Raw genomic sequence first — 22,208 nt, 5'->3', positions numbered from 1 at the left:
ATTGCGTGCTTTCGTCGTTGCTCTCATGGGCCAGCCGTCGCACCACTCCCCACCCCGGCAGGCGGTCGGAATGCCGGCCGCGGGTCCCCACGAAGCGGCCTTCGTCAACTACGCTGGCGCCGCGGCAATCCCCCGATCAGGAGGCAGAATTCCTCCGATTCTGTGCTCGTTCGGCCTTCGATTCGTCCGACTGATCATGGTTCTGCACGAACTGCAAAATGCGGGGAATCACTCGGTCCGGGATCTGCCCGAGGATGCCGTGCCCGGTGCCGGGGTAGACCTGAACCTCCGCTCGAGGCAGGAGGTCTGCGATACGCGCCGCAGTGCGCTCGGGGGCGGCGACCACGGTCTCGGCGCCGTAGATCACCAGAGCCGGAACGGTGATGGACCGCACCTCGTCGTCCCCGAGCACCCGCGCCCAGCCGATCCCGGGCCGATAGTTCAATGCCTCCTTCGCGCAGGCGAACTGCGACTCGGGAATGTCGTAGCCCGGGGTCATCCACTCGTTCATCTTCCGCATGTTCTCGTCGGTGCGGCGCATCCCGAAGCGGATCATCTTGAACAGCACACCCCAGGACGGCTTGTCGAATACGCCACCGGGTTCGATCAGGGTGACGCTCTCCAACCGGTCCGGCGCGTGGAGCGCCACGAGAGCGGCGTGCCAGGCGCCGTGGGAGTATCCGACCAGGTGAACGCGGTCCAGGCCGAGTTCGTTCAGCAAATCGCCGATCCAGGTGGCGAAGTCCGACTCCGTGGCGAGCGGAGCGGTTTGCACGCTCAGGCCCGCGGTTCCGATCGTGTCGAGCGCATACACGACCCGGTCCCGACCGAGGTCCTCGACGGCAAAATGCCACTGCAGACTGTTGGCCCCGACCGAGTGCAGCAGGACGACCGGCGTCTTGTCGCCGGAGCCGGACCGTCGGACATGCGTGGACCCGAACGTTGTCGGAATATCCAGCTGAGTTGACGGAACCGGCCACAGAGCTTCCATTGCCTGGTAAGCGCGCCGGTGCGCCTCACGTGACGCGTCGTTCTTGAACCGCCCGATCTTCGGCATGAGCCTCCCTCTCGTGTGCGTTGATGGTATGAACGTATCACTTATAGGATATGTTCATACCATCAAAATTTGACGTTCGGCGCGGAAGGGCGCGAAGAGAGGCGGGCGGTTCCTGTGCCACGATTGGTCGACCACGAGGTCCGGCGGCGTGAGATCACCGGCGCTGTGCGTCGAGTCATCGTCGACGGAGGTTTGGAAGCGGTGACCTTTCAGTCCGTCGCCGCTGAAGCCGGAATCTCGGTCCGACTCGTGCAGTACTACTTCGGGACCAAAAAGGAATTCCTCCTCGCCACCCACCGATCGGTCATGGAGACCGCGGCCGCTCGATTCATGCAGCGATGGGAAGCTCTGGGCAGCGACGCGACGCCGCGGGAGGCCATCAGCGCCTTGCTGAACGAACTGCTTCCACTGGACGACGCGCGACGAGAGGAAGCGATCGTCCTCGGCGCCTTCAACACGGCATCGATCTCCGGGAACGGCATCACCGCAGAGGAAACGCTGGCGGCACCGCGAGCCCTGGTTGCGGTTGTGGCAGAACAACTCCGGCGAACCCAGCACCTCGAGCCGTCAGTAGATCCGGAGCTCGATGCCGAACTCGTCCTGGCGGCCATCGGCGGAATCGCCCAGGGGATGCTCCCGGGCCACTACACTCCCGAGCTGGCGGTCGACCTTGTCGACCGGCTCCTGGACCGCATACTCGGCACGAAGCAGCTGTCCGCCCATCCAACGAACATCTAGCCGACGAGGAGCGGGACGGCACTTCCCTCCCCCGCCGCGATCAGCTCGTCGCTTGGAGCGAGCTCGACGTACCGGTTCCGCGAGTATTCCCGTCGTTCCAGAAGTCCACGAAGTCGACACCGTCGAAATGGCCGGTGGTCCGCACATCTTCGTGAGCACTCACTCGCGTCCCCCGCGGTGCCGCGCAACCCAGGCGACGACCTCGTCGACGTCGGAGGTGGACGCGACCCCGTCCGGGATCGGCGTGCGGGCCACCACCACGACGGGAATCCCCAGGTGGCGGGCCGCTTCGAGTTTCGCGGAGGTGAGCGCTCCCCCGCTGTTCTTCGTGACGACGACGTCGATGCCCCGCTCCCCCATCAGCGTGATCTCGTCGGCCACCGTGAACGGGCCGCGCGCCAGCAGCACCTCCGCATCCGCGGGCAGGCGACCGTCGGGCGGGTCGATGGCCCGGATCAGGAACCGGCCCGGGCGGTCCGCGAACGCGTCCACACCCTGCCGTCCGATCGTGAGGAACACCCGCTCCCCCAGGCTCGCCGCCGCCTCGGCGGCCGCCGCCAGATCCGGAACGACGTGCCAGCGGTCCCCCGGTCCGGGAACCCATTCGGGACGCCGCAGCACCAGCAGCGGGATCCCTACCGTGCGGGTCGCGGCCGCCGCGTTCGCGGTGATCCGGGCCGCGAACGGGTGGGTGGCGTCGACGACGGCGTCGATGTCGTTGCCGCGCAGCCAGTCCGTGAGGCCGTCGACGCCCCCGAACCCGCCGATCCGCACCTGACCGGCCGGCAGTACCGGTTCCCGGACCCGGCCGGCGAGCGACGAGATCACCTCGACGTCCGGGGCGGTGTCGAGCCGCGCGGCCAGTGTGCGGGCCTCACGGGTGCCGCCCAGGATCAGGACGCGACGCAACTGTGTCTTCAATGGGTGGTGCGGGACCGGGTGGCCGAGTACAGGTAGCTGTCCGGGAACCCCTCCGCGGCCAGGACCCGGCCCACGATCACCACCGCGGTCTTGGTGACGCCGGCCGCGTGTACCTGGTCGACGAGGGTGGCGAGAGTGCCGCGCAGCACGATCTCGTCGGGGCGCGACGCGAACGCGACCACCGCGGCCGGGCACTCGGATCCGTAGTTCTCCGACAGTTCCTCGACGATCTGCTCGATGCGGTGCGCCCCCAGATGGACCACCATGGTGGCGCCGCTGCGCCCGAGTGAGCGTAGGTCCTCGCCGGGAGGCATTGCCGTCGACAGCGTCGACACCCGGGTCAGCACGATCGACTGCGACACCCCGGGCACCGTCAGTTCCCGGCCGAGCGCGGCGGCGGCCGCGGTGAACGCGGGCACGCCGGGCACGATGTCGTAGGCGACGCCGGCGGCGTCGAGGCGTCGAACCTGTTCGGCGACTGCCGAATAGATCGACGGATCACCCGAGTGCAGGCGGGCGACGTCCAGGCCCGCCGCGTCGGCGGCGATGATCTGCTCGATGATCTCGTCGAGACTCATGCGGGCGGTGTCGATCACGTCGGCGTCGTCGGGGCACAGGGTGAGCAGTTCCGCCGGCACCAGGCTGCCCGCGTACAGGCACACCGGGCTCTCGGCGATGATCCGCGAGGCCCGCAGCGTGATGAGGTCGGGGGCGCCGGGTCCGGCGCCGATGAAGTGGACGGTCATGGAACTACCCTTCCGTTTTGACGGTCGACCACTGCGCCACCGGCAGCTGGGGTCGCCACGCGGTGAAGCCGCCGAGCGGTTCGCCGCGGTAGATCTGGAACTTGCGAAGCTGTCCGCCGAAACGGCTGTGCCACTGCAGGATCAGCGCCTCGGATTCGGCGGTGACCGCGTTGACGACGATGCGTCCGCCCGGTCGCAGCCGCGCCCAGCAGGCGTCGAGCATGCCGTCCTGCGTGACGCCGCCGCCGACGAAGATCGCGTCCGGCACGGAGGTTTCGCCGTCGAAGGCGCCGGGTGCCGCCCCGCGCACCCGGAGGGCCGGCACACCGAGCCGGTGCGCGTTGCCGGTGATCTGGTCGACGCGGGACGCCACCTTCTCGAATGTGACGGCGCGGCAGCGGGGATCGGTGCGCATCCATTCGACGGCGATCGTGCCGGAGCCGCCGCCGACGTCCCACAGCAGTTCCCCGGGGGCGGGGGCCAACGCCGACAGGGTCAGGGCCCGCACCTCGTGTTTGGTCATCTGCCCGTCGCCGGTGTAGGCGGCGTCGGGCAGGCCTGGCGTCCGGGTGAGCCGCGGTGCTGCAGCACCCCGGAACTCGAGGGCGATCACGTTCAGCGGATCCCCCGGCGCCCGGTCCCACGACTGTGCGACGCCGTCGACGACGTGTTCGGCGGGCCCACCCAGCTGTTCGAGGACGACGACCCGGCTGTCCCCGAAGCCGGTGGTGCGCAGCAGCTGCGCGACGGCCGCCGGGGTGTGCTGGTCGTTGGAGAGCACGAGCAGCCGCTGACCGTCGACGAGGCTCGCCACGAGGGTCGCCACGTCCCGGTTCACGAGGCTGACGACGGTGGTCTCGTGCAGCGGCCAGCCGAGCCGGGCGCACGCGAGCGACACCGACGACGGGTGCGCGATGATCTGCAGCCGCTCGGGTCCGAGGACCCGTCCGAGGGTGACGCCGATGCCGTGGAACATGGGATCGCCGCTCGCGAGGACGCACACCTTCCGGCCCCGGTGTGCGTCGAACAGTCCGGGCAGGGCCGGCAGCATCGGGGACGGCCACGGCACCCGCAACGTCGCCGACTCGGGGACGAGCGCGAGTTGCCGCGTCGACCCCATGAGGACGTCGGCGGCCTGCACGGCCCGCTGCGCGCGGGGCGCGAGTCCGTCCCAGCCGTCGGCGCCGATCCCGACGACCACGATCGGGTCGGGCCCGGTCATCGCGGCATCCGCCGCCACACGAACTGCGGGAGCAGACGCATCCCGAAGAAGATCGGCCGCAACAGTCCCGGCACCCACACCTTCTCGCGGCCGGTCCGCAGACCGTGTGCGACGGCGTCGGCCACCTGCTGCGGGGTGCTCGAGAACGGGGCGGGGGTCATGCCCTCGGTCATGCGTCCGATCACGAAACCGGGCCGCACCAGCAGCAGCCGGACGCCGGTGCCGTGCAGGGCGTCGGCGAGGCCGGACGCGAAGCCGTCGAGTCCGGCCTTCGCGGAGCCGTACACGTAGTTGGCGCGGCGCACCCGCATCCCGGCGACCGACGAGAACACCACGATCTGCCCGGACCCGCGGGCCCGCATGAGGTTCGCCAGGTGGGTGAGCACCCCGACCTGCGCGACGTAGTCGGTGTGGACGACGGCGAGGGCGTGCGCGGCGTCGACTTCGGCGCGGGCCTGATCGCCCAGCACCCCGAACGCGAGGACCGCGACCCCGATCGGGCCGTGCTCCTCGCTCACCTGTGACAGCACGGTGCCGTGATCCGCGACCCGGTCGGCGTCGAACTCGACGCAGTGCACCGCGGTGGCGCCGGCCGCGAGCACCGCCTCGCGCTCGCTGACCAGGTCGGCGCTGCGGCGGGCCGCGAGGATCACCGTCCGGCCCGGCGCGAGCCGGGTCGCCACCTCGAGCCCGATCTCACTGCGGCCACCCAGCAGCAGCACCGATCCGGGTGCGTAATCCGTGTCCCTCATCCCTCCAGTGTCCCGGATCCGGCGGCCTCGAGTACCGTCGGGTCATGCCTCGAACCCCGTCCGACCTGACCGCCGCTGCCACCGCGTTCCTCACCGAATACCACCTGGCGACGCTGACGACGCTCCGCAAGGACGGCACCCCGCACGTCGTCGCCGTCGGATGCACGTGGGACGCCGAACGGGGCATCGTCCGGATCATCACGAACGACGGATCGCAGAAGGCCCGCAACGCCGAGCGCGGCGGCTACGCGGCGGTCACCCAGGTGGACGGCGGACGGTGGCTCACCCTCGAGGGGCCGGCGCGGGTGCTGTCGGACGCGGCGTCCGTCGCCGACGCCGTCGACCGGTACGCGGCCCGCTACCGTCCGCCGCGGGTGAATCCGACGCGGGTGGTCGTCGAGATCGCCGTCGAACGCGTCATGGGGTCCGCGGTTCTCGTGAACCGCTAGCCCGGAAACGCGAAATCGCCTGATTTGCACCACGATTCGACCGTTTTCTGGTCTGGTCGTGGTGGGGTCCGCGGCAGTACCGTGAGGGGTGACGACACCTGCGCACCCGAACGGGGAGAGCCATGACAGCACGACGGATCCTTCGCTGGTCGGCCCTCGCGGGCGTCGGCGCCGCGGCGGCACTGGTTGCGCCCGCGACAGCCGCCGCCGCACCTCCGCACCCGTTCGGTCCCCCGGCCCTGACCGTCGGCTGCCCCAACCAGGGCAGCCTGATGTCGCTGACCGGGGCCACCGGGCAGTCCGGGCCCGAACAGTCACCCCCGATCGGGCCCGGCGAGCTCCGGTTCGCCAGTTTCCCGGCGGCGCCGCCCATCCCGGCGGCGGGGCAGGTGTCCGTCGCATGGATCAACCTGAACACCGGGGCGGCCGGCGTCGCGGACCTCCTGGGCGACTACCCGTACTACTCGGCGACGGTGCACACCGGCCCCGGGAACATCCGGGCGATGGTCTTCGGGACGATCAACCTCGGCAGTATGCCGCTCTGCCAGGTCAATCCGACGTTCGGCGAGTTCGTCGTCTGAGACCGGCCGCCGGTCCGGGTCAGCCGGGCAGCACCGTCAGGCCGTGCGGCCGCCGGTTGACCGGCTCGCAGCCGTTCTCGGTGACGACGACGATGTCCTCGATGCGGGCACCCCACTTTCCGCGGAAGTAGATGCCCGGCTCGATGCTGAACGCCATGCCGGTCTCGAGGACGATCTCGTTGCCGGCGACGATGTACGGCTCCTCGTGCACCGACAGACCGATACCGTGCCCGGTGCGGTGCACGAACGCCTCGGCCAGTCCGGCGTCGGCGAGCACGTCACGGGCGGCGGCGTCGACGGATTCGGCGGTCACCCCGGGACGCACGGCCTCGGTGGCGGCCCGCTGCGCCGCCTCGAGGATCACGACCTGCTCGGCGATCCGCGGATCCGGTTCCCCGAGCACATAGGTGCGGGTGGAGTCGGAGTTGTATCCGGGTTCGACCGGGCCACCGATGTCGACGACGACGACGTCCCCGGACTCGATCGCCCGATCCGAGACCTCGTGGTGCGGGTCGGCGCCGTGCGGGCCGGAACCGACGATCACGAACGCCGCCTCGGTGTGCCCCTCCGCGAGGATCGCGGCCGAAATGTCCGCAGCCACCGCCGCTTCGGTGCGTCCGGGGCGCAGCCACTCCCCCATCCGGGCGTGAACCCGGTCGATTGCGGCACCCGCGCGGCGCAGCGCCTCGATCTCGGCATCGTCCTTGATCATCCGCAGCTCGCGCAGCACCCCGGTCGCGAGTTGCGGGACGCCACCGAACCGGCGGGCCAGCGGCACCAGGTGCAGGGCCGGCATCGCGTCCGTGACCGCAACCGTAGGGGTCTCCGGCAGCAGCGACGCCACCAGTTCGTACGGGTCGACGCCGTCCACCCAGTCGTGCACCGGCAGACCCAGCTCCCCGGCCGCGGAATCCCCGAGCGACGCCAACTCGAGCCGCGGCAGCACCACCGATGCCGGATTGCCGTCCGCCGGTATCACCAGGCACGTGAGCCGCTCGAACGAATCGGCCCGCGACCCGAGCAGATACCGCAGATCCGGGCCCGGCGTGATCAGCAGGCCGTCGAGCCCGGCACGCTGCGCGAACCGCGCCGCCCGCGCCAGCCGGTCGGCGTACACGGCGGTCGGGAAACGGGAGGAGGCGTTCTCGGAAGTCATGACCACCAGGCTAGGCGGTGACGGCGCGCCTCACGTCGCGACCGGCTCGAAGAACGTCGCCGGATCGAACGCGCCGATCGGTGCCCAGCGGGCAGCCGCGGCCGGCGTCCGCGCATCGTGTGCCACCGCAGCGTCGAATTCCTGGAGTTCCAGGGCGACCCGCGGGTTCTCGTCGACGCGGCGGGCGATCTCGTAGAGGACGGCGAGCAGGTGCAGGCAGCGCGGCGTCCGTGCCGAACACGAGCAGTCGGTGTCCGCGAGCACCGGGGCGAGCGTGATCCCGGCTGCGGCGATCGCCCGGTGCGTGTCGTCGGTGAGCACGGTGGTGTCCGGGACGATCTCCGCGACGGCAGCGATCGCGGCCCGCGGCAGGGGCGCCACCTCCAGCCGCGTCACCGACGCCTGGCCGCCGCGGTGGATCGACGCGTGCACGACCCGACCCTCGACCCTCGCCTGCACGAGGTCGTTGCGGGCGAGGCTGCGGGCGCGGGGCAGCAACTGCCGCACCGGACCGCTCTGGTTCAGGGGCTGCGCCAGCCGCACCCAGTCCCGCCCCCACGCGGTGTAGCCGAATTCGTCGTCCGCCATCAGTTCTCCCTCTTGCGCTGCAGAATCTCGAGCAGTTGGGCGTCGTCGAGTCCGGCGAGCGCGGCAATGCCCGCGGAATCGCCGAGATCGGTGAGCGCCGCCTTACGACCGTGCATGCCGGCGATGTGTTCCTCGACGGTGGTGATCGAGGTGAGCGTGGTGACGGTGACCGTCCGGGTCTGGCCGATCCGGTGCGCGCGGTCCGACGCCTGCGCCTCGACCGCAGGATTCCACCACCGGTCGAAGTGGACGACGTCGGCGGCCCGGGTCAGCGTCAGCCCGGTCCCGGCGGCACGCAGGCTCAGCACCAGGATCGGGGGTCCGTCGCCGGACTGGAACCGGGACACGATCGCGGCCCGCTGCGCCGAGTTCAGCCCGCCGTGCAGGAACGGCGCGTCGACGCCGAACTGTTCGGCGAGATGCCGCACCAGCAGGTCACCGGTCTGCCGGTACTGGGTGAACACCAGCGTCGGGCTGCCGGTGTCCAGGTTCGTGGCCAGGATGTCGGTGCACAGGTCGAGCTTCCCGGACCGGCCGGCGAGCGACCCGAGTTCCCCGGTGACCAGCCCGGGATGATTGCAGACCTGCTTCAGCGACGTCAGCACCGCCAGGACACGGCCGTGCCGTTCGATACCCGAACCGAAACCGTCGTCGATCGCCTCCGCGAGCAGCAGATCGTAGATCTCCTCCTGCTCGGCGGTGAGGTCGCACAGCAGATCGTTGTGGATCTTCGGGGGCAGCGACGCCGCCACCTGGATCTTCTTGCGCGCCAGCACGACCGGTTCGATCGCGTCGCGCAGCCGGGCCGCGGCCGCCACCGACCCCGACCGGATCGGCTGGACGAACCGCCGCCGGAACTGCGTGCGCTGCCCGATCAGCCCGGGCGAGACCAGGTTCACCAGCGCCCACAGCTCGTCGAGGTGGTTCTCCACCGGGGTGCCGGTGAGCGCGATCCGGGCCGCGGCGTCCAGCGCCCGTGCCGCCTTGGAGATCTGGGTGCGCGGATTCTTCAGGGCCTGCGCCTCGTCGAAAACCACGGTGGTCCACGGCTGCCCGGCCAGCAGCTCGCCGTGGATGCGCAGCGTCGGATATCCCGCAACGACGACGGTGCCCGGTTCGGTGGGGATCGCCCCGCCGCGCCACACCGAGACCCGCAGCCCCGGCGCGAACCGTCCGATCTCGTGCGCCCAGTTCCCGGTGAGCGACGTCGGGCACACCACCAGCTGCGGCCCGTCCCCGGCGCGGTCGAGCAGGAAACCGATGGCCTGCACGGTCTTTCCGAGGCCCATCTCGTCGGCGAGGACCGCCCCGCCGTGCGCGGCGACGGTCTCCCGCAGCCAGCCGATCCCGCGGGCCTGGTACGGGCGCAGGTGCGCCTGCAGCGTCGACCGCAGTTCCGCTGCGACCGCCTCGGAGTCGTGGAAGACACGCAGGGCGTGCTGCGCGGAGACGACGGCGGTGCCGGACGCGTTCGGCACCGCGTGGGCCGCGACGGGCAGCACCGGCGGCGCGTCGGCGGCGTGGATCTCGTCCTGCCAGAGCAACACCGACGCCCCCGCCGCGTCGACCGTCAGGCCGGCGAGAGTATCGGCGTCCACGACCGTCACTTTCGCGTCGGCGGCCTCGAGTGCGCCGTCCACTCCGGTCGGGAGCGCGAGTGTCAGGGTCTCGCGGTCGCCGGGGACCTCCGGGGCCGGGCCGGCAGTGCGACCCGCCCACGTCCAGAGGGCGAACATGTGCCGGTCCGGCAGATAGGTGGCGTGGGTGCCGATCAGGACGACCTCCAGAAGTAACGTATGGCGTACGGAGTATCGTGACAACGTACACCGTACCGAGTTTGTTCCGGAGGAACCTGTGCCCGACGAGAACGACACCGACCAGGCGAAACAGGTGATGGCCCTGTTGTGGCGCCGCGAACTGCCCCCGCAGACGGTCCGCCGCGGCCCGAAGCAGACGGTCAGTGTCGACGCCGTGGTCGCCGCCGGAATCACCCTCGCCGACCGGGAGGGGTACGCCGGCGTCTCCGTCCGGGCGGTCGCCGCAGAACTCGGGCTGCGGCCGATGAGCCTGTACACCTACGTCCCCAGCAAGGACGCGCTCACGCTCCTCATGGTGGACGCCGTCACCGACGAGGACACCACCCCGATCCCGGCCACACTCGCGCCACGCGACCGGATGGCCACGATCGCCCGCCGTATCCGCGCCGAACTGCTCGCACATCCGTGGCTGCTCGAGGTGCCGCCGTGGCGGCACGTGCTCGGCCCGGGCAGCATGCGCCGCTACGAACGGCACCTCGCCGCGATCGACGGCATCGGGCTGTCGGACGTCGAGATGGATCGGGTGCTCGCGGTGCTGACGGAATTCGCGACCGGCAACGCCCGCGTCGCGGTCGCCGCGCGGGACGCCGCCCGGCACACGAGCGACACCCGATGGTGGGAGACGTACGGCCCCCTGCTCGACACCGTCGTACCCGCGGACCGGTTCCCCGTGTCGTCACGGGTCGGTGCGACGGTCGGCGAGCTGTACCAGGCGCCCGCCGACCCGGACGGCACCTTCGAGTACGGGCTGGCCCGACTGCTGGACGGGATCGCCGGCGACGGCTGACCGGCCGACGATGCTCGTGTCGGCGCCGACTGTCGGACCGGCGATCTAGCATCCTCGCCGTATCCACAGGACAGCCCCCGAACCCTCGAGGAGTCACGTGAACGACCGTCTCGGTACCGGCTCTCCCGACCCTGAGTCCGTGTCCTCGCCGCCCGCGTCGTGGCTTCCCATGCGGTATCCGCGCCGCGGCGGTTTCCCAGCCGGCGCCGCCCCCGTCGCCGCGGACGCCGACACGATCCTCGCCCGGGAACTCGAGACGAACGACGAACTCCTGCAGTGGGCGTCGTGGGACCTGGTGAACGATCCCGAACCGAACCCGCTCGTGACGGCGGCCCGCCGCTACCGGGACGGCGACGTCACCCCCGTCGGGGCGGCGGCGCTCGTCACGCTGCTCACCCGGGTCCACGAACGGGTCACCGGGGCACTCGTCGTGGACGGTTGGGTCGCGCGGCACGGGCTGACCTTCGCGGCACAGGCTGTGATGGAGGCGTCCGACCTGCGCCGGATCGATGTGCGGGTTCCGTTCCCGAAGGACAGACCCGGCACGTACTGGGTGTCCTGGGTCGGTGACCACCCGCCGGAGGAGGCGCTCCGGCCGCCGGAGTTCGTCACCGTCGAACAGTTGGTGCAGTCCTGCGACCTGCACGAGCGCATGACGTCGCACACCGTCCGTGAAGACCTACTCGACCGGATGCGCGTCCTCCTGTCCGCCAGCTCGGACGACGACTACACCACCGCCCGCGACGCGGTGGGAACATTGCGGACCAACCGGACTCGGCGGCTGGCCACCGCATTCCTGTTCCCCACCGAACGCGGCTGGTTCGACGAGGTGGCCGCGGAGCCAGGAGACTTCCCGTACCGGTGGCGCACCCGTCTGCTGGTGTCGGTGTCCACGCCGGAACAGTTGGCGTGGGCCCAGCGGCAGCACGGCCCACGCTTCTGGCTGGACGACCCGGCGATTCTCGCGGCGGTGGTGGACGGGGTCGGCGCCGATCTCGTCCCGATCCTGGCCGACGCGTTCGACACCGATTTCCCGTACCGGAACGTGCGGGACGACGCGATCCGGCTGGGCCTCCTGGACGCGTTGGCGGCGATCCCCACCGACGACGCGTTCGCTGCGCTGGTCGAGCGGGCGCACGTGAAGAACTCGGGCGCGGCCGTGCACGCGGCGATGCGGACGTATCCGCGGCGGGCGCTGCGGGTGCTGGCCCGCTCGGAGACTGGGGCGTCGGCACTGTTCGATCGGCACGTCCTCGACCACCCGGATCTCGCCGTCGACCTCGCGGACACGCTGCCCGACCGTGCCCGCCGGCGCATCGCCGAGCTGACGACCGTCGTTCCCGAGGCGACCGATCTGCCCGCGCTGTTGGTGACGCCGCGGTGGGCGGACCGGAGGAAGCCGGCGCCGCCCGTGGTGCTCGACGGGCTCACCGCGCCCCCGATCCGCCGGATCGACTGGTTGCCCGGCGAACTCGAGGAACTGCGCAACAGCCCGCACGCCTACTCGTACACGAGCTGGGACAAGTACCGCCGGTACATCACCGACACGTCCCCGGACGTCGTCGACGAGTACGGGGCGCGGGTGATCCTGCTGCTCGCCCCCGACGAGATCGCGCGGCCGGTGCTGACCGAGTGGCCGGGCACCGAACTCGAGGATCCGCTGCGGGTGGTCGCCCGCTACGGGCTCGACGCGCTGCCGCTGATGCTGCAGCTCGCGCACGCGCACCCGAACGCGGCCGCGCCGTACCTGGCGCCGTACACGAGTCTCGACATCGTCCGCCTGCAGGCGACGCAGTTCGCGACCCGCAAGAACCTGCGCAAACCCGCGCTGGCGTGGCTGGTGCGGCACGCCGACGACGCCGTCACGCTGCTGGTGCCGGATGCCGTCGGCCCGACCGGTCCCCGCCGGGACCACGCGATTGCCGCGCTGCGGGCACTCGCCCGGGCCACCACACGGGACACCGTTGTCGACGGTGCGCGGAAGTACGGCGCCGAGGCTGCGGCCGCGGTCGCGGCGATCGTCGACCTCGATCCGCTCGACCTGCTGCCCACCCGGATCCCGCGGGTTCCGGTGTGGGCCGATCTCGCTTCGCTGCCGCCGATCCTGACGGCCGACCGCTCGGCCGCCCTGCCCGACTCCGCAGTGTCGACGATCCTGACGATGTGCGCGGTCGGCACCGTCGACGCCCCGTACGCGGGACTCGACGCCGTCACCGACTACTGCGATCGGGCATCTCTGGGCGCCGCGATGTGGATGCTGTTCGAACGCTGGTGGGCGGCCGGCGCGCCGGCGAAGGACAACTGGATCGTCCTCGCGCTGGGCTGGCTCGGCGACGACGCCGCGGTCACCAACCTTGCGCCGCTGATCCGGCGCTGGCCCGGCGAGGGGGGCACCGCCCGTGCCCAACTCGGACTCGACGCCCTGGCCGCGCACGGCTCGCCGCGGGCGCTCACCGAACTCGACCGGCTCTCCCGGAAGGTGAAGTTCAAGTCTCTGCGGAACGGGGCAGCGGACCGGGTCGCGGAGGTCGCCGACCGGCTCGGCCTCGACCGCGAGCAACTCGCCGACCGCACCGTCCCCGATCTCGACCTCTCCTCCGACGACACGACGACGTTCGACTACGGGTCTCGGTCGTTCACCGTCGAGTTCACCGAGGCCCTCGTCCCGGTCGTCGTCGACGAGTCGGGAAAGCGCACCTCCGGGCTGCCGAAGACCGTCGCCACCGACGACGCCGACCGGGTCGCCGACGCGAAGAAACGCTTCGCGGCCCTGAAGCGGGAGACGAAAACCGTGGCCGGTGAGCAGCTCACCCGGTTGACCCGGGCCATGGTCACCGGACGACGCTGGAACCCCGACGAGTTCACCGAGTACCTCGTCGGACATCCACTGCTGGTGCACGCGGTCCGAGGTCTGGTGTGGGCGTCGTTCGACGAGGGGTCCCGGCCCGTCGTCGTGTTCCGGGTCGGCGAGGACGACACGTTCGTCGACCTCCGGGACGTCCCGGTCCCGTTGCCGGACGCCCCGATCGGGCTGGTGCATCCCGCGCACCTCCCCGACACCGCCGCAGCGTGGTCGGATGCCTTCGCGCGCCACGGAATCCGGCAGCCGTTCCCGCAGCTCGACCGTGCGGTGCACGACCCGCTGCCCGGGGACGTCGACGGGGCCGGCCTGTCCCGGTTCACAGGCGCGACCGTGTCACCGAGCCGGGCGCTGCGGCTGACACACCGCGGGTGGGAACCGGTGTGGGAAAACCCCTCGGGGTGGGGGCAGGGGCTGCGCTACCGGCTGAGCGACACCGTCTCGGTGCTCCTCGGCCTCGATCCCGGAATGGGGGTCGGCGACCCGTACAACGGCTATCCCGACCAGACACTGGTGTCCGTCGCCCTGCACGGCGGCACCCTCGCCGACGTCGACCGGGCGACGGTCTCGGAGCTGCTCGCGGACCTGTCGGAGTGGGCGTCGTGACCGGGTTTCCGGTCAGACTTTCTTGACGACGCTCGACTTGAGCTGCATGGGGCCGATCCCGTCGATCTTGCAGTCGATGTCGTGGTCGCCGACACCGTCGACGAGGCGAATGTTGCGCACCTTGGTGCCGGCCTTGATTCCGGTGGGGCTGCCCTTGACCTTGAGGCTCTTGACGACGGTGACGGTGTCTCCGTCGGAGAGGACATTGCCGACCGCATCCGTGATCACCGTGTCGGTGGTCGCGGCGGCAGAGGCAGGCTCCCATTCGTGCGCGCACTCGGGGCAGACCAGCAGAACCCCCATCTCGTAGGTGTACTCACTGGAACATGCGGGGCACGGCGGCAGGGTCTCGTTCACCCCGGCAGCATAGTTCAGGGTTCCGGGCGATCACGTTCGGAAACGGTGTCGACCGGCCCGGACGTGAACCGGGCCGGTCGACACCGGACGATCAGATTCGTTCGATGATGGTGCCGGTGGCCAACGCGCCACCCGCACACATCGTGATCAACGCGGTCGACGCGTCCCGGCGTTCGAGTTCGTGCAGGGCGGTGGTGATCAACCGGGACCCGGTGGACCCCACCGGATGCCCGAGCGCGATCGCACCACCGTTGACGTTGACCTTGTCCATGTCCGCGTCGTGGACCTGCGCCCACGACAACACCACCGACGCGAACGCCTCGTTGATCTCCACCAGATCCAGATCACCGAGCTTCATACCCGCCTTCTCCAACACCCGGGTGGTGGCCTGCACCGGGCCGTCGAGATGGAACTCCGGTTCGGCACCGACGAGCGCCTGGGAAACGATCCGGGCGCGTGGCGTCAGACCGAGCGCGCGGGCCCGATCCTCGTCCATCAACAACACCGCCGCCGCACCGTCGGAAATCTGCGACGACGTGCCCGCGGTATGGATGGCCCCGTCCATCACCGGCTTCAGCGTCGCGAGTCCTTCGGCGGTGGTGTCCCGCAACCCCTGATCCCGACGCACCACCGTCGACTCCGCGGTCGGCTGCTTGTCCGCGCCGATCACCGGCGCGGTCACCGGCAGAATCTCCCGATCGAACCGGCCCTCCGCCCACGCCTGCTTCGCCCGCGCCTGCGACTGCACCCCGAGGACCTCGATGTCCGCGCGGTTCAGGCCCCGCCGCCGCGCGATCCGCTCCGCGGCCTCGAACTGCGCGGGCATGTCGATGTCCCACGACGCCGGACGCCGCGGCCCGGCATGATCACCGACCACGTTCGCACCGAGCGGCACCTGACTCATCTGCTCGACACCACACGCCACCCCCACCTCGATCGCCCCGGCCGCGATCAACCCCGCGATCAGATGATTCGCCTGCTGCGCACTCCCACACTGGCAGTCGACGGTCGTCGCCCCCGTCTGCCACGGCAACCCCGCCGCCAACCACGCCGTGCGGGTGACATTGTTCGACTGCGCCCCGACCTGCGTGACACACCCACCGATCACCTGCTCCACCAGCACCGGATCCACCCCGGCACGATCCAGGATGCCCTTCTGCACCGCCCCGAGCGTCTCCGACGCATGCAGACCCGACAACCAGCCACCCCGCTTCCCGATCGGAGTACGCACGGCCTCGACGATTACCGGTGTGCCCACAGTGGGCTCCTTTCACGACCTCGACAACTGAAACATGTTCTTACCATCGATCGGGGCTGCTGTTGCGAGGGAGTGCGGAACTCGGGAGAGCCTCGACGTCCGCGCGACGACACCACGACCCCGATTGGTTGCTAAAATGCGCAAGTAGTTTTCACAGGTCAACGGCATCGACAGGAGGACGCCTTGGTCGTCACGGCGCGTCAACCGCTGTATCGGATGAAAGCGGACTTCTTCAAGACGTTGGGACATCCGGCCCGGATCCGTGTGCTCGAACTGCTCAGCGAGCGCGAGCACACGGTCTCGGAGTTGCTACCCGAGGTCGGGATCGAGCCGGCGAACCTGTCGCAGCAGCTGTCGATCCTGCGGCGCGCCGGACTGGTCACCGCGCGGCGGGAAGGCCTGTCCGTCTCCTATGCGCTGACCTCACCGCGGGTGGCCGATCTACTCAAGGCCGCGCGGGAGATCCTGACCGGAGTGGTCGCCGGGCAGGCCGAACTGCTCGAGGACGTCTCTGCGTCGTCCACGCCGGCGGGCAGCCCCGGTAGCTGACCGGGCCCGCCGGGCGGTTCCCGCACGGACACTGATTGCAGTTTTTCTAAAGTGCTTATCTTGCGGAAGTGTCGGCGGGCCGAGACCGGCCTCGCCCACCGCCCGCATCCCCTCCCACAACTCCTGCTCTCTAGGACCACCACGGATGCCCGAACCTGACACCACCTCATCGCCACGCGGCAGGCCCCTCGCCGCCGCCACCCGCGCCGTCGTCGATCTGATGCCTCGCCGAGACGAGTGGACACCGGCCGTGCGATCCCCCGGCGCCGACCTGCTCGCCGGACTGATCGTCTCCCTCGTCGCCCTGCCACTAGCCCTCGGATTCGGTATCAGTTCCGGTCTCGGTGCCGCCGCCGGACTCGCCACTGCCGTCGTGGCCGGTGCCGTGGCAGCCGTATTCGGCGGGTCCCGGTTCCAGGTCACCGGGCCGACCGGCGCCATGACCGTGGTACTGGTCCCGATCGTCGCCCAGCACGGGGCGGCCGGGGTGCTCGCCGTCGGACTGATCGCCGGGCTCATCCTCGTGGCCCTCGCCTTCGCCGGTGTCGGTCGCGCCGTGCGCTACATGCCCGCGCCGGTGATCGAGGGCTTCACCGCCGGAATCGCTGTGGTCATCGCCCTGCAACAGGTTCCGGCGGCCCTGGGCATCTCCGACGCACAGGGCGAGAAGGTGTGGCAGAGCGCTCTCGACGCCGTCCGTCGATTCGCCGAACACCCCACACTCCTCGCCCCCGCCACCGCGCTCGTCGTCGCCGCGATGATCCTCGTCGGCGGCCGGTACCTGCCGAAGATCCCGTTCTCGCTCGTCGCGGTCGCCGCGGCCACCGTCGTCACACACCTGCTGGACCTCGACCTGACCCGGATCGGTGCACTCCCGTCCGGATTCTCCGCACCCAGCCTGGGATTCCTGCACCTCGAAGACCTGACGTCACTGATCGCACCGGCACTCGCGGTCGCCGCGCTCGGCGCCCTCGAATCACTGCTGTCGGCGACAGCGGCCGACGCGATGGCCGTCGGTACCCGCCACAACCCGGATCGGGAACTGTTCGGCCAGGGCCTGGCGAACATCGCCGCCCCACTGTTCGGAGGAGTCCCGGCCACCGGGGCGATCGCCCGGACCGCGGTCAACGTCCGATCCGGGGCGCGCACCCGCCTCTCGGCCCTGACCCACGCAGGCATCCTGGCCGCGATCGTCTACCTGGCTGCCGGCCTGGTCGCCGAAATCCCCCTGGCCGCGCTCGCCGGGGTGCTGCTCGCCACCACCGTGCGGATGGTCGAGACCGCCTCGATCCTCGCGATCAGCCGCGCCACCCGCGCCGATGCGGCGGTCCTGCTGGTCACCTTCCTGGTCACCGTCACCTTCGACCTCGTCACCGCGGTCGGGATCGGAGTCGGCTTCGCCGCAGTCCTCGCGCTTCGTGCAGTGGCCCGCGACGCCCGCATCGAACAGGTGCCACTCGACGAGACCGGCGACCATCTCGACGAGGAGCATCACCTGTTACGTGAGCACATCGTCGCCTACCGCATCGACGGCGCCCTGTTCTTCGCCGCCGCCCACCGCTTCCTCCTCGAGCTCGCCGATGTCTCCGACGTCAAGGTCGTGATCCTGCGGATGTCGAGGATCACCGCACTCGACGCCACGGGCGCCCTCGTCCTCAAGGACGTCATCACCCGACTCGAGAACCGCGACATCGAGGTACTGATCTCCGGCGCCAAACCAGAGCATCTACGACCACTGGCCGCGCTCGGCGTGTTCGACACCGCCGAGAACGAACGCCGGCACTTGTTCGCCACCACCCCCGAAGCGATCGAGGTCGCCCGCGCACTCGTCTCGACCGACCACGACAATCCGACGATCCAGGACTGAGAGATGACCGACACCACCGCACCCGTACCCGGTTCCGTACCCACCTTCTCGCAACGACTGGGCTACCGGGATGTGCGCTGGTGCTCCGCCGTTCACGGCGGAGGTGAAGGCGCACGCGGTAGGCCCTCGAGGGCCGAGCGTGCCCTGGACGGGGCGCTCTTGTTGCTCGATGTGCTGTCGCAGCACGCTGATCGGGGCACCCTCGACCGAGCCTGCGAAGTAGGAGCCGGGCCAGAGGCGCTGCGCCCGCCGGTAGTGCTGGGCCAGTTCGGGGAAGTCCTGTCTCATCCGCCGCGACGAGACCCCTCGAGACTGTTCGCGAGCAGTGGATGTGGTTGTTCCTGCCGGGATTTGTCGGACCCCGCGGCTAGGTTGGGGTTCGTGCAGCTCCGATACCAGTTCCGCCTGAACCCCACGCCGGGGCAGCAGACGGCGTTGGCGCGGGCGTTCGGGTGCGCCCGGGTGGTGTTCAACGACGCGATCGCCACACGGGAAGCCGCCCGGCGGGATGGGCTGCCGTATCCGACGGATGCGGAGCTGTCGAAAGCGTTGACCGTGGCGAAGAAGACCCCGGAGCGGGCCTGGCTTTCCGAGGTGTCGTCGGTGGTGTTGCAGCAGGCGTTGGCGGATGCGAACACCGCGTACCGGAACTTCTTTGCCTCGGTCACCGGGAAGCGGCGGGGCCGCAAGGTCGGCGCTCCGCGGTTTCGGTCGCGGCGCGACCACCGGCAGTCGATCCGGTTCACTCGCAACGCCAAGTTCGCGGTGACGGCGGGCGGGAAGCTGCGTCTGCCGAAGATCGGGGAGGTGACAGTCCGTTGGTCCCGCGATCTGCCGTCGGATCCGTCGAGTGTGACGGTCGTCAAGGATGCCGCCGGCCGCTACTTCGCCAGCTTCGTCGTCGAGACCGTCGACGAGCCACTGCCTGCAACCGACGCCGAGGTGGGTATCGATCTGGGGCTCACCACGTTCGCGGTGCTGTCGAACGGGAAGACGGTCACCTCGCCGAAGTTTTTCCGGCAGGCGGAGCGTCGACTCCGCAAAGCGCAGAAGAATCTGTCCCGCAAGGAGAAAGGCTCGAAGAACCGGGCCAAGGCCCGAGTGAAGGTTGCCCGGGCGCATGCCCGGGTTCGGGACGCGCGGCTGGACTTCGCGCACAAGCAGTCCACGACGATCGTCCGCGAGAACCAAGCGGTGTACGTCGAGGACTTGTGCGTGACCGGGCTGGCGCGGACCCGGTTGGCGAAATCGGTCCACGACGCCGGCTGGGGTCAGTTCCTCCGGTTGGTGGAGGAGAAAGCCACCCGGTACGGGCGCACCTTCGGCACGGTGGACCGGTTCTTCCCGTCGTCGCAGACGTGCTCGACGTGCGGGCGGGTCGACGGGAAGAAACCCCTGCACGTCCGCACCTGGGCGTGTCCGTGTGGGGCGGTCCACGATCGGGATCTGAATGCAGCCATCAATATTCTCGCCGCCGGACGGGCGGAGAGGCGAAACGCCTGCGGAGAGACGGTCAGCCTCCCCGCCTAGCGGGGAGCACGACTCGATGAAACAGGAACCCCCCGAAGCGGCACGACGTGCCGCAGTAGGAATCCCGGCCGTTCACGGCCGGGAGGACGTCAATTCCTCTTCGCGCTCGAGAACATCTACCTGCGTCACCGCCTCGTCAGTCACGGACTCGACCCCGCACTCCTGCACGCCCGCAAGAAACCGCGCCTCGACGCCGAACGCGACGCCTACGAGGCCCGCTACCGGCAGACCCTGTGACACCTCGCCGTCCGCTCCTCGGGGTCGGGCAGCCCGATCTGTCAGGATGGGACGCATGAGTGGACGCCTGCTGCTGTTGGACGGTGCGAGTCTGTGGTTCCGGGCGTTCTACGCCCTGCCGGAGTCGATGACGGCACCCGACGGGCGTCTCGTCAACGCAGTCCGCGGATTCACCGACATGGTGGCCGCCCTCGTCACCCGCACGCAGCCGTCCCGGCTCGCCGTGTGCCTCGACCTGGACTGGCGTCCCCGGTTCCGGGTCGACGCCGTCCCCTCCTACAAGGCGCACCGCGTCGCCGAATCCCCCACCGGCACCGGCGGTTCCGCGGAAGAGGTGCCCGACACCCTCACCCCGCAGGTCGACATGATCCTCGACGTCCTCGCCGCCGCGGGCATCGCCACGGCCGGCGCGGACGGCTTCGAGGCCGACGACGTCCTCGGCACCCTCTCCGCCCGGGAAACCACCGACGAGGTGGTCGTGGTCAGTGGGGACCGGGACCTGCTGCAGGTGGTCTCCGACCTCCCGGTCCCGGTACGGGTGCTCTACGTGGGACGCGGCCTCGCGAAAGCCGAGATGTTCGGGCCCACCGAGGTCGCCGACAAGTACGGGGTGCCCGCGGACCGGGCCGGCGCCGCCTACGCCGAGCTCGCGCTGCTGCGCGGCGACGCATCCGACGGACTGCCCGGCGTCAAGGGCGTCGGCGAGAAGACCGCATCGACACTCCTGCTGCGCTACGGGTCACTCACCGCCCTGCGGGACGCCGTCACCGACCCCGGCTCCGACCTCGCGAAGGGAGTGCGCGCCAAGCTCGCCGCCGCCGCCGACTATCTCGACGCGGCCCTGCCCGTCGTCCGCGTCGTCACCGACACGGACGTGCAGCTGTCCCGGCCCGATCTGCTGCCCACCGCGCCCGTCGACGCCGACCGGCTCGACTCGCTCGCAGCCGAACTCGGAATCGAACGGTCGGTGGCCCGGCTGCTCGCCGCGATGGCCGCCGACCGCTCCTGACCCCGGCCTATCGGGGGCGTCCGACCTCGTAGGTCCCGTCGGCATCGGTGAACGTGACCGTCACCTTCTTCTGGCTGCCGTCGACCGTCAGTGTGCACTCGAACGACTCGTCCTCTCGCACCTTCCGGTCCGCCGGGCAACTCACGCCGGTGACGCTGCGGGCCCCGTACGAGTCGGTGACGACCTGCTCGACACCCTGTTCCGCCGCCGCCCGATCGAGCGTCTTCGCCCCGAGCACCGACGACGCCGACAATGCGACACCGGCGATCGCCGCCACGGCCACGAGACCGATACCGACCCACATGAGCGGCTTCTTGTTCCCCGGAACCTGCGGGGACTGCTGCGGCGGCGGCCACGGAGCCGGCTGCCCGGGCTGCCCCTGCGGCGCTCCCCCGAACGGCTGCTGCGGATAGCCGGGCTGCTGCCCTGCCCACGGCTGCGGTGGGAACTGCTGGCCCGGGTACTGCTGCTGCGGATACGGCTGCGGCGGGTACTGCTGCCCCGGATACTGCTCGTTCGGAACCTGGGTATGCGGGTACTGGGCGTTCGGGTACTGCTGCGGGTTCGGATACTGTCCCCACTGCTGCTGTGGAGGCTGCTGCTGGTACTGGTACTGCGGCTGCTGTCCCCACTGCTGACCGTCCCATTGCGGCTGCGGGGCACCGGGATTCGGCTGTCCCCACTGCTCGCCCGGCGCTCCCTGCCCCTGCGGCTCGCTCATGCCGTCGTTCCCCGCGTCGCCCACTGCGTCGTCCTCCGTCGATCTCGGTCCGGACACGTACCCGGCACAGATTCCCAGGACACCCTACGCAGCGCAGGATGTTTCGGACACCGCGACCCGCGCGGACGTCACTGCGTGACGTGCGCCCGGGTGTGGGTGACGGCTTCGATGTCGCCGACGGTGGCCTCGATCAATTGCTGGGTGAGATCCGACAGCGCCCGCGCCGTCGCCAGCTCGTCCCCGATTCCGGGCACATTGCGGTCGACCGGATTGCGTCGCGCCAGACCCACCCCGACGAGAGTGGTGTCGCCGGTGTGCAGGCGGGCGGTCGAACGGGTGCGGCTGTCGTGTTCGTCGACCGCGATCTCCACGGTCCACTGTTTGGTGTCCACGATCGAAC

General features: G+C 70.3%; 21 protein-coding genes and 1 pseudogene. 9 read left to right on the top strand and 13 right to left on the bottom strand.

The genetic code is table 11. The annotated features are described in order from the left end of the window. Window positions 1–136: 136 nt before the first annotated feature. Window positions 137–1,057: an alpha/beta fold hydrolase gene (locus Q5696_RS10740; RefSeq protein ID WP_305091362.1), complete on the bottom strand. Its 921-nt coding sequence runs from the start codon at window positions 1,055–1,057 to the stop codon at window positions 137–139. Between the two features lie 69 nt (window positions 1,058–1,126). Here Q5696_RS10740 and Q5696_RS10735 point away from each other — a divergent pair, with 69 nt between their 5' ends. Further along, complete coding sequence (locus Q5696_RS10735; RefSeq protein WP_305091361.1) at window positions 1,127–1,795, top strand: TetR/AcrR family transcriptional regulator; 669 nt, start codon at window positions 1,127–1,129, stop codon at window positions 1,793–1,795. A gap of 159 nt (window positions 1,796–1,954) precedes the next feature. Here the strand turns inward: Q5696_RS10735 and Q5696_RS10730 are convergent, their stop codons facing one another. The 4 genes from Q5696_RS10730 to dprE2 are packed head-to-tail and all read right to left on the bottom strand — an operon-like array spanning window position 1,955 to window position 5,436. After that, window positions 1,955–2,704: a cobalt-precorrin-6A reductase gene (locus tag Q5696_RS10730; RefSeq protein ID WP_305095236.1), complete on the bottom strand. Its 750-nt coding sequence runs from the start codon at window positions 2,702–2,704 to the stop codon at window positions 1,955–1,957. 8 nt (window positions 2,705–2,712) lie between these two features. Beyond that, on the bottom strand, window positions 2,713–3,462 hold the full coding sequence (cobM, locus tag Q5696_RS10725) for a precorrin-4 C(11)-methyltransferase (RefSeq protein ID WP_305091360.1): 750 nt from the start codon (window positions 3,460–3,462) through the stop codon (window positions 2,713–2,715). A 4-nt stretch (window positions 3,463–3,466) separates the two neighbouring features. Further along, the gene (cbiE, locus tag Q5696_RS10720; protein ID WP_305091359.1) at window positions 3,467–4,684 is read right to left on the bottom strand and encodes a precorrin-6y C5,15-methyltransferase (decarboxylating) subunit CbiE; all 1,218 of its coding nucleotides are present in this window, start codon (window positions 4,682–4,684) and stop codon (window positions 3,467–3,469) included. Then, the gene (dprE2, locus tag Q5696_RS10715) at window positions 4,681–5,436 is read right to left on the bottom strand and encodes a decaprenylphospho-beta-D-erythro-pentofuranosid-2-ulose 2-reductase (protein WP_305091358.1); all 756 of its coding nucleotides are present in this window, start codon (window positions 5,434–5,436) and stop codon (window positions 4,681–4,683) included. Before dprE2 ends, cbiE begins: the two co-directional genes overlap by 4 nt. 44 nt (window positions 5,437–5,480) lie before the next feature. Here dprE2 and Q5696_RS10710 point away from each other — a divergent pair, with 44 nt between their 5' ends. Both Q5696_RS10710 and Q5696_RS10705 read left to right on the top strand, forming a co-directional pair. Beyond that, window positions 5,481–5,885 carry a pyridoxamine 5'-phosphate oxidase family protein gene (locus tag Q5696_RS10710; RefSeq protein WP_305091357.1) on the top strand — a complete coding sequence of 135 codons (405 nt, stop codon included), beginning with the start codon at window positions 5,481–5,483 and terminating at the stop codon, window positions 5,883–5,885. A gap of 122 nt (window positions 5,886–6,007) precedes the next feature. Continuing rightward, a complete protein-coding gene (locus Q5696_RS10705) occupies window positions 6,008–6,466 on the top strand; it encodes a hypothetical protein (protein WP_305091356.1) in 459 nt (152 codons plus the stop codon). Window positions 6,467–6,485: 19 nt separating this feature from the next. On the opposite strand, the gene Q5696_RS10700 is transcribed toward Q5696_RS10705, so the two are convergent. Genes Q5696_RS10700 through Q5696_RS10690 form a run of 3 tightly spaced genes read right to left on the bottom strand, consistent with a single transcriptional unit; the run spans window position 6,486 to window position 9,946 of the window. After that, window positions 6,486–7,622 (bottom strand): M24 family metallopeptidase, encoded by a 1,137-nt coding sequence (locus tag Q5696_RS10700; RefSeq protein WP_305091355.1) that lies wholly within the window; start codon window positions 7,620–7,622, stop codon window positions 6,486–6,488. Between the two features lie 30 nt (window positions 7,623–7,652). Beyond that, window positions 7,653–8,210, bottom strand: coding sequence for an SWIM zinc finger family protein (locus tag Q5696_RS10695; protein WP_305091354.1), 558 nt, complete (start codon window positions 8,208–8,210; stop codon window positions 7,653–7,655). Continuing rightward, window positions 8,210–9,946 (bottom strand): DEAD/DEAH box helicase, encoded by a 1,737-nt coding sequence (locus tag Q5696_RS10690; RefSeq protein WP_305091353.1) that lies wholly within the window; start codon window positions 9,944–9,946, stop codon window positions 8,210–8,212. Before Q5696_RS10690 ends, Q5696_RS10695 begins: the two co-directional genes overlap by 1 nt. 157 nt (window positions 9,947–10,103) lie before the next feature. Here Q5696_RS10690 and Q5696_RS10685 point away from each other — a divergent pair, with 157 nt between their 5' ends. Both Q5696_RS10685 and Q5696_RS10680 read left to right on the top strand, forming a co-directional pair. Next, a complete protein-coding gene (locus tag Q5696_RS10685; protein ID WP_305095235.1) occupies window positions 10,104–10,814 on the top strand; it encodes a TetR/AcrR family transcriptional regulator in 711 nt (236 codons plus the stop codon). Between the two features lie 139 nt (window positions 10,815–10,953). Further along, a complete protein-coding gene (locus tag Q5696_RS10680; RefSeq protein WP_305095092.1) occupies window positions 10,954–14,280 on the top strand; it encodes a DUF4132 domain-containing protein in 3,327 nt (1,108 codons plus the stop codon). Window positions 14,281–14,292: 12 nt separating this feature from the next. Here the strand turns inward: Q5696_RS10680 and Q5696_RS10675 are convergent, their stop codons facing one another. Further along, window positions 14,293–14,637 (bottom strand): zinc ribbon domain-containing protein YjdM, encoded by a 345-nt coding sequence (locus tag Q5696_RS10675; protein WP_305095091.1) that lies wholly within the window; start codon window positions 14,635–14,637, stop codon window positions 14,293–14,295. A 91-nt stretch (window positions 14,638–14,728) separates the two neighbouring features. Beyond that, window positions 14,729–15,895 carry a steroid 3-ketoacyl-CoA thiolase gene (locus tag Q5696_RS10670; protein ID WP_305095090.1) on the bottom strand — a complete coding sequence of 389 codons (1,167 nt, stop codon included), beginning with the start codon at window positions 15,893–15,895 and terminating at the stop codon, window positions 14,729–14,731. A 216-nt stretch (window positions 15,896–16,111) separates the two neighbouring features. Here Q5696_RS10670 and Q5696_RS10665 point away from each other — a divergent pair, with 216 nt between their 5' ends. Both Q5696_RS10665 and Q5696_RS10660 read left to right on the top strand, forming a co-directional pair. Beyond that, window positions 16,112–16,444 carry an ArsR/SmtB family transcription factor gene (locus Q5696_RS10665; RefSeq protein WP_370654917.1) on the top strand — a complete coding sequence of 111 codons (333 nt, stop codon included), beginning with the start codon at window positions 16,112–16,114 and terminating at the stop codon, window positions 16,442–16,444. A gap of 145 nt (window positions 16,445–16,589) precedes the next feature. Next, complete coding sequence (locus tag Q5696_RS10660; RefSeq protein ID WP_305095088.1) at window positions 16,590–18,311, top strand: SulP family inorganic anion transporter; 1,722 nt, start codon at window positions 16,590–16,592, stop codon at window positions 18,309–18,311. 92 nt (window positions 18,312–18,403) lie between these two features. Here the strand turns inward: Q5696_RS10660 and Q5696_RS21565 are convergent. Beyond that, window positions 18,404–18,620: pseudogene (locus tag Q5696_RS21565) on the bottom strand (transposase); the annotation flags it as partial. Window positions 18,621–18,692: 72 nt separating this feature from the next. Here Q5696_RS21565 and Q5696_RS10650 point away from each other — a divergent pair. Together Q5696_RS10650 and Q5696_RS10645 are read left to right on the top strand one after the other, a co-directional pair. Continuing rightward, window positions 18,693–19,841, top strand: a complete 1,149-nt coding sequence (locus Q5696_RS10650; protein ID WP_305095087.1) for an RNA-guided endonuclease InsQ/TnpB family protein — start codon at window positions 18,693–18,695, stop codon at window positions 19,839–19,841. Between the two features lie 292 nt (window positions 19,842–20,133). Further along, window positions 20,134–21,087, top strand: coding sequence for a 5'-3' exonuclease (locus Q5696_RS10645; RefSeq protein ID WP_305095086.1), 954 nt, complete (start codon window positions 20,134–20,136; stop codon window positions 21,085–21,087). A gap of 7 nt (window positions 21,088–21,094) precedes the next feature. Here Q5696_RS10645 and Q5696_RS10640 read toward each other — a convergent pair whose 3' ends face one another. Both Q5696_RS10640 and Q5696_RS10635 read right to left on the bottom strand, forming a co-directional pair. Beyond that, complete coding sequence (locus tag Q5696_RS10640) at window positions 21,095–21,808, bottom strand: DUF4333 domain-containing protein (RefSeq protein ID WP_305095085.1); 714 nt, start codon at window positions 21,806–21,808, stop codon at window positions 21,095–21,097. Between the two features lie 128 nt (window positions 21,809–21,936). Then, entirely contained in the window at window positions 21,937–22,200 is a 264-nt protein-coding gene (locus tag Q5696_RS10635; protein ID WP_305095084.1) for a DUF1876 domain-containing protein, read from the bottom strand. Between the last annotated feature and the right edge of the window lie 8 nt (window positions 22,201–22,208).

The sequence above is a fragment of the Prescottella sp. R16 genome, assembly GCF_030656875.1.
Taxonomy (GTDB): Bacteria; Actinomycetota; Actinomycetes; order Mycobacteriales; family Mycobacteriaceae; genus Prescottella.
This window is presented reverse-complemented; position numbering and strand designations above follow the sequence as displayed.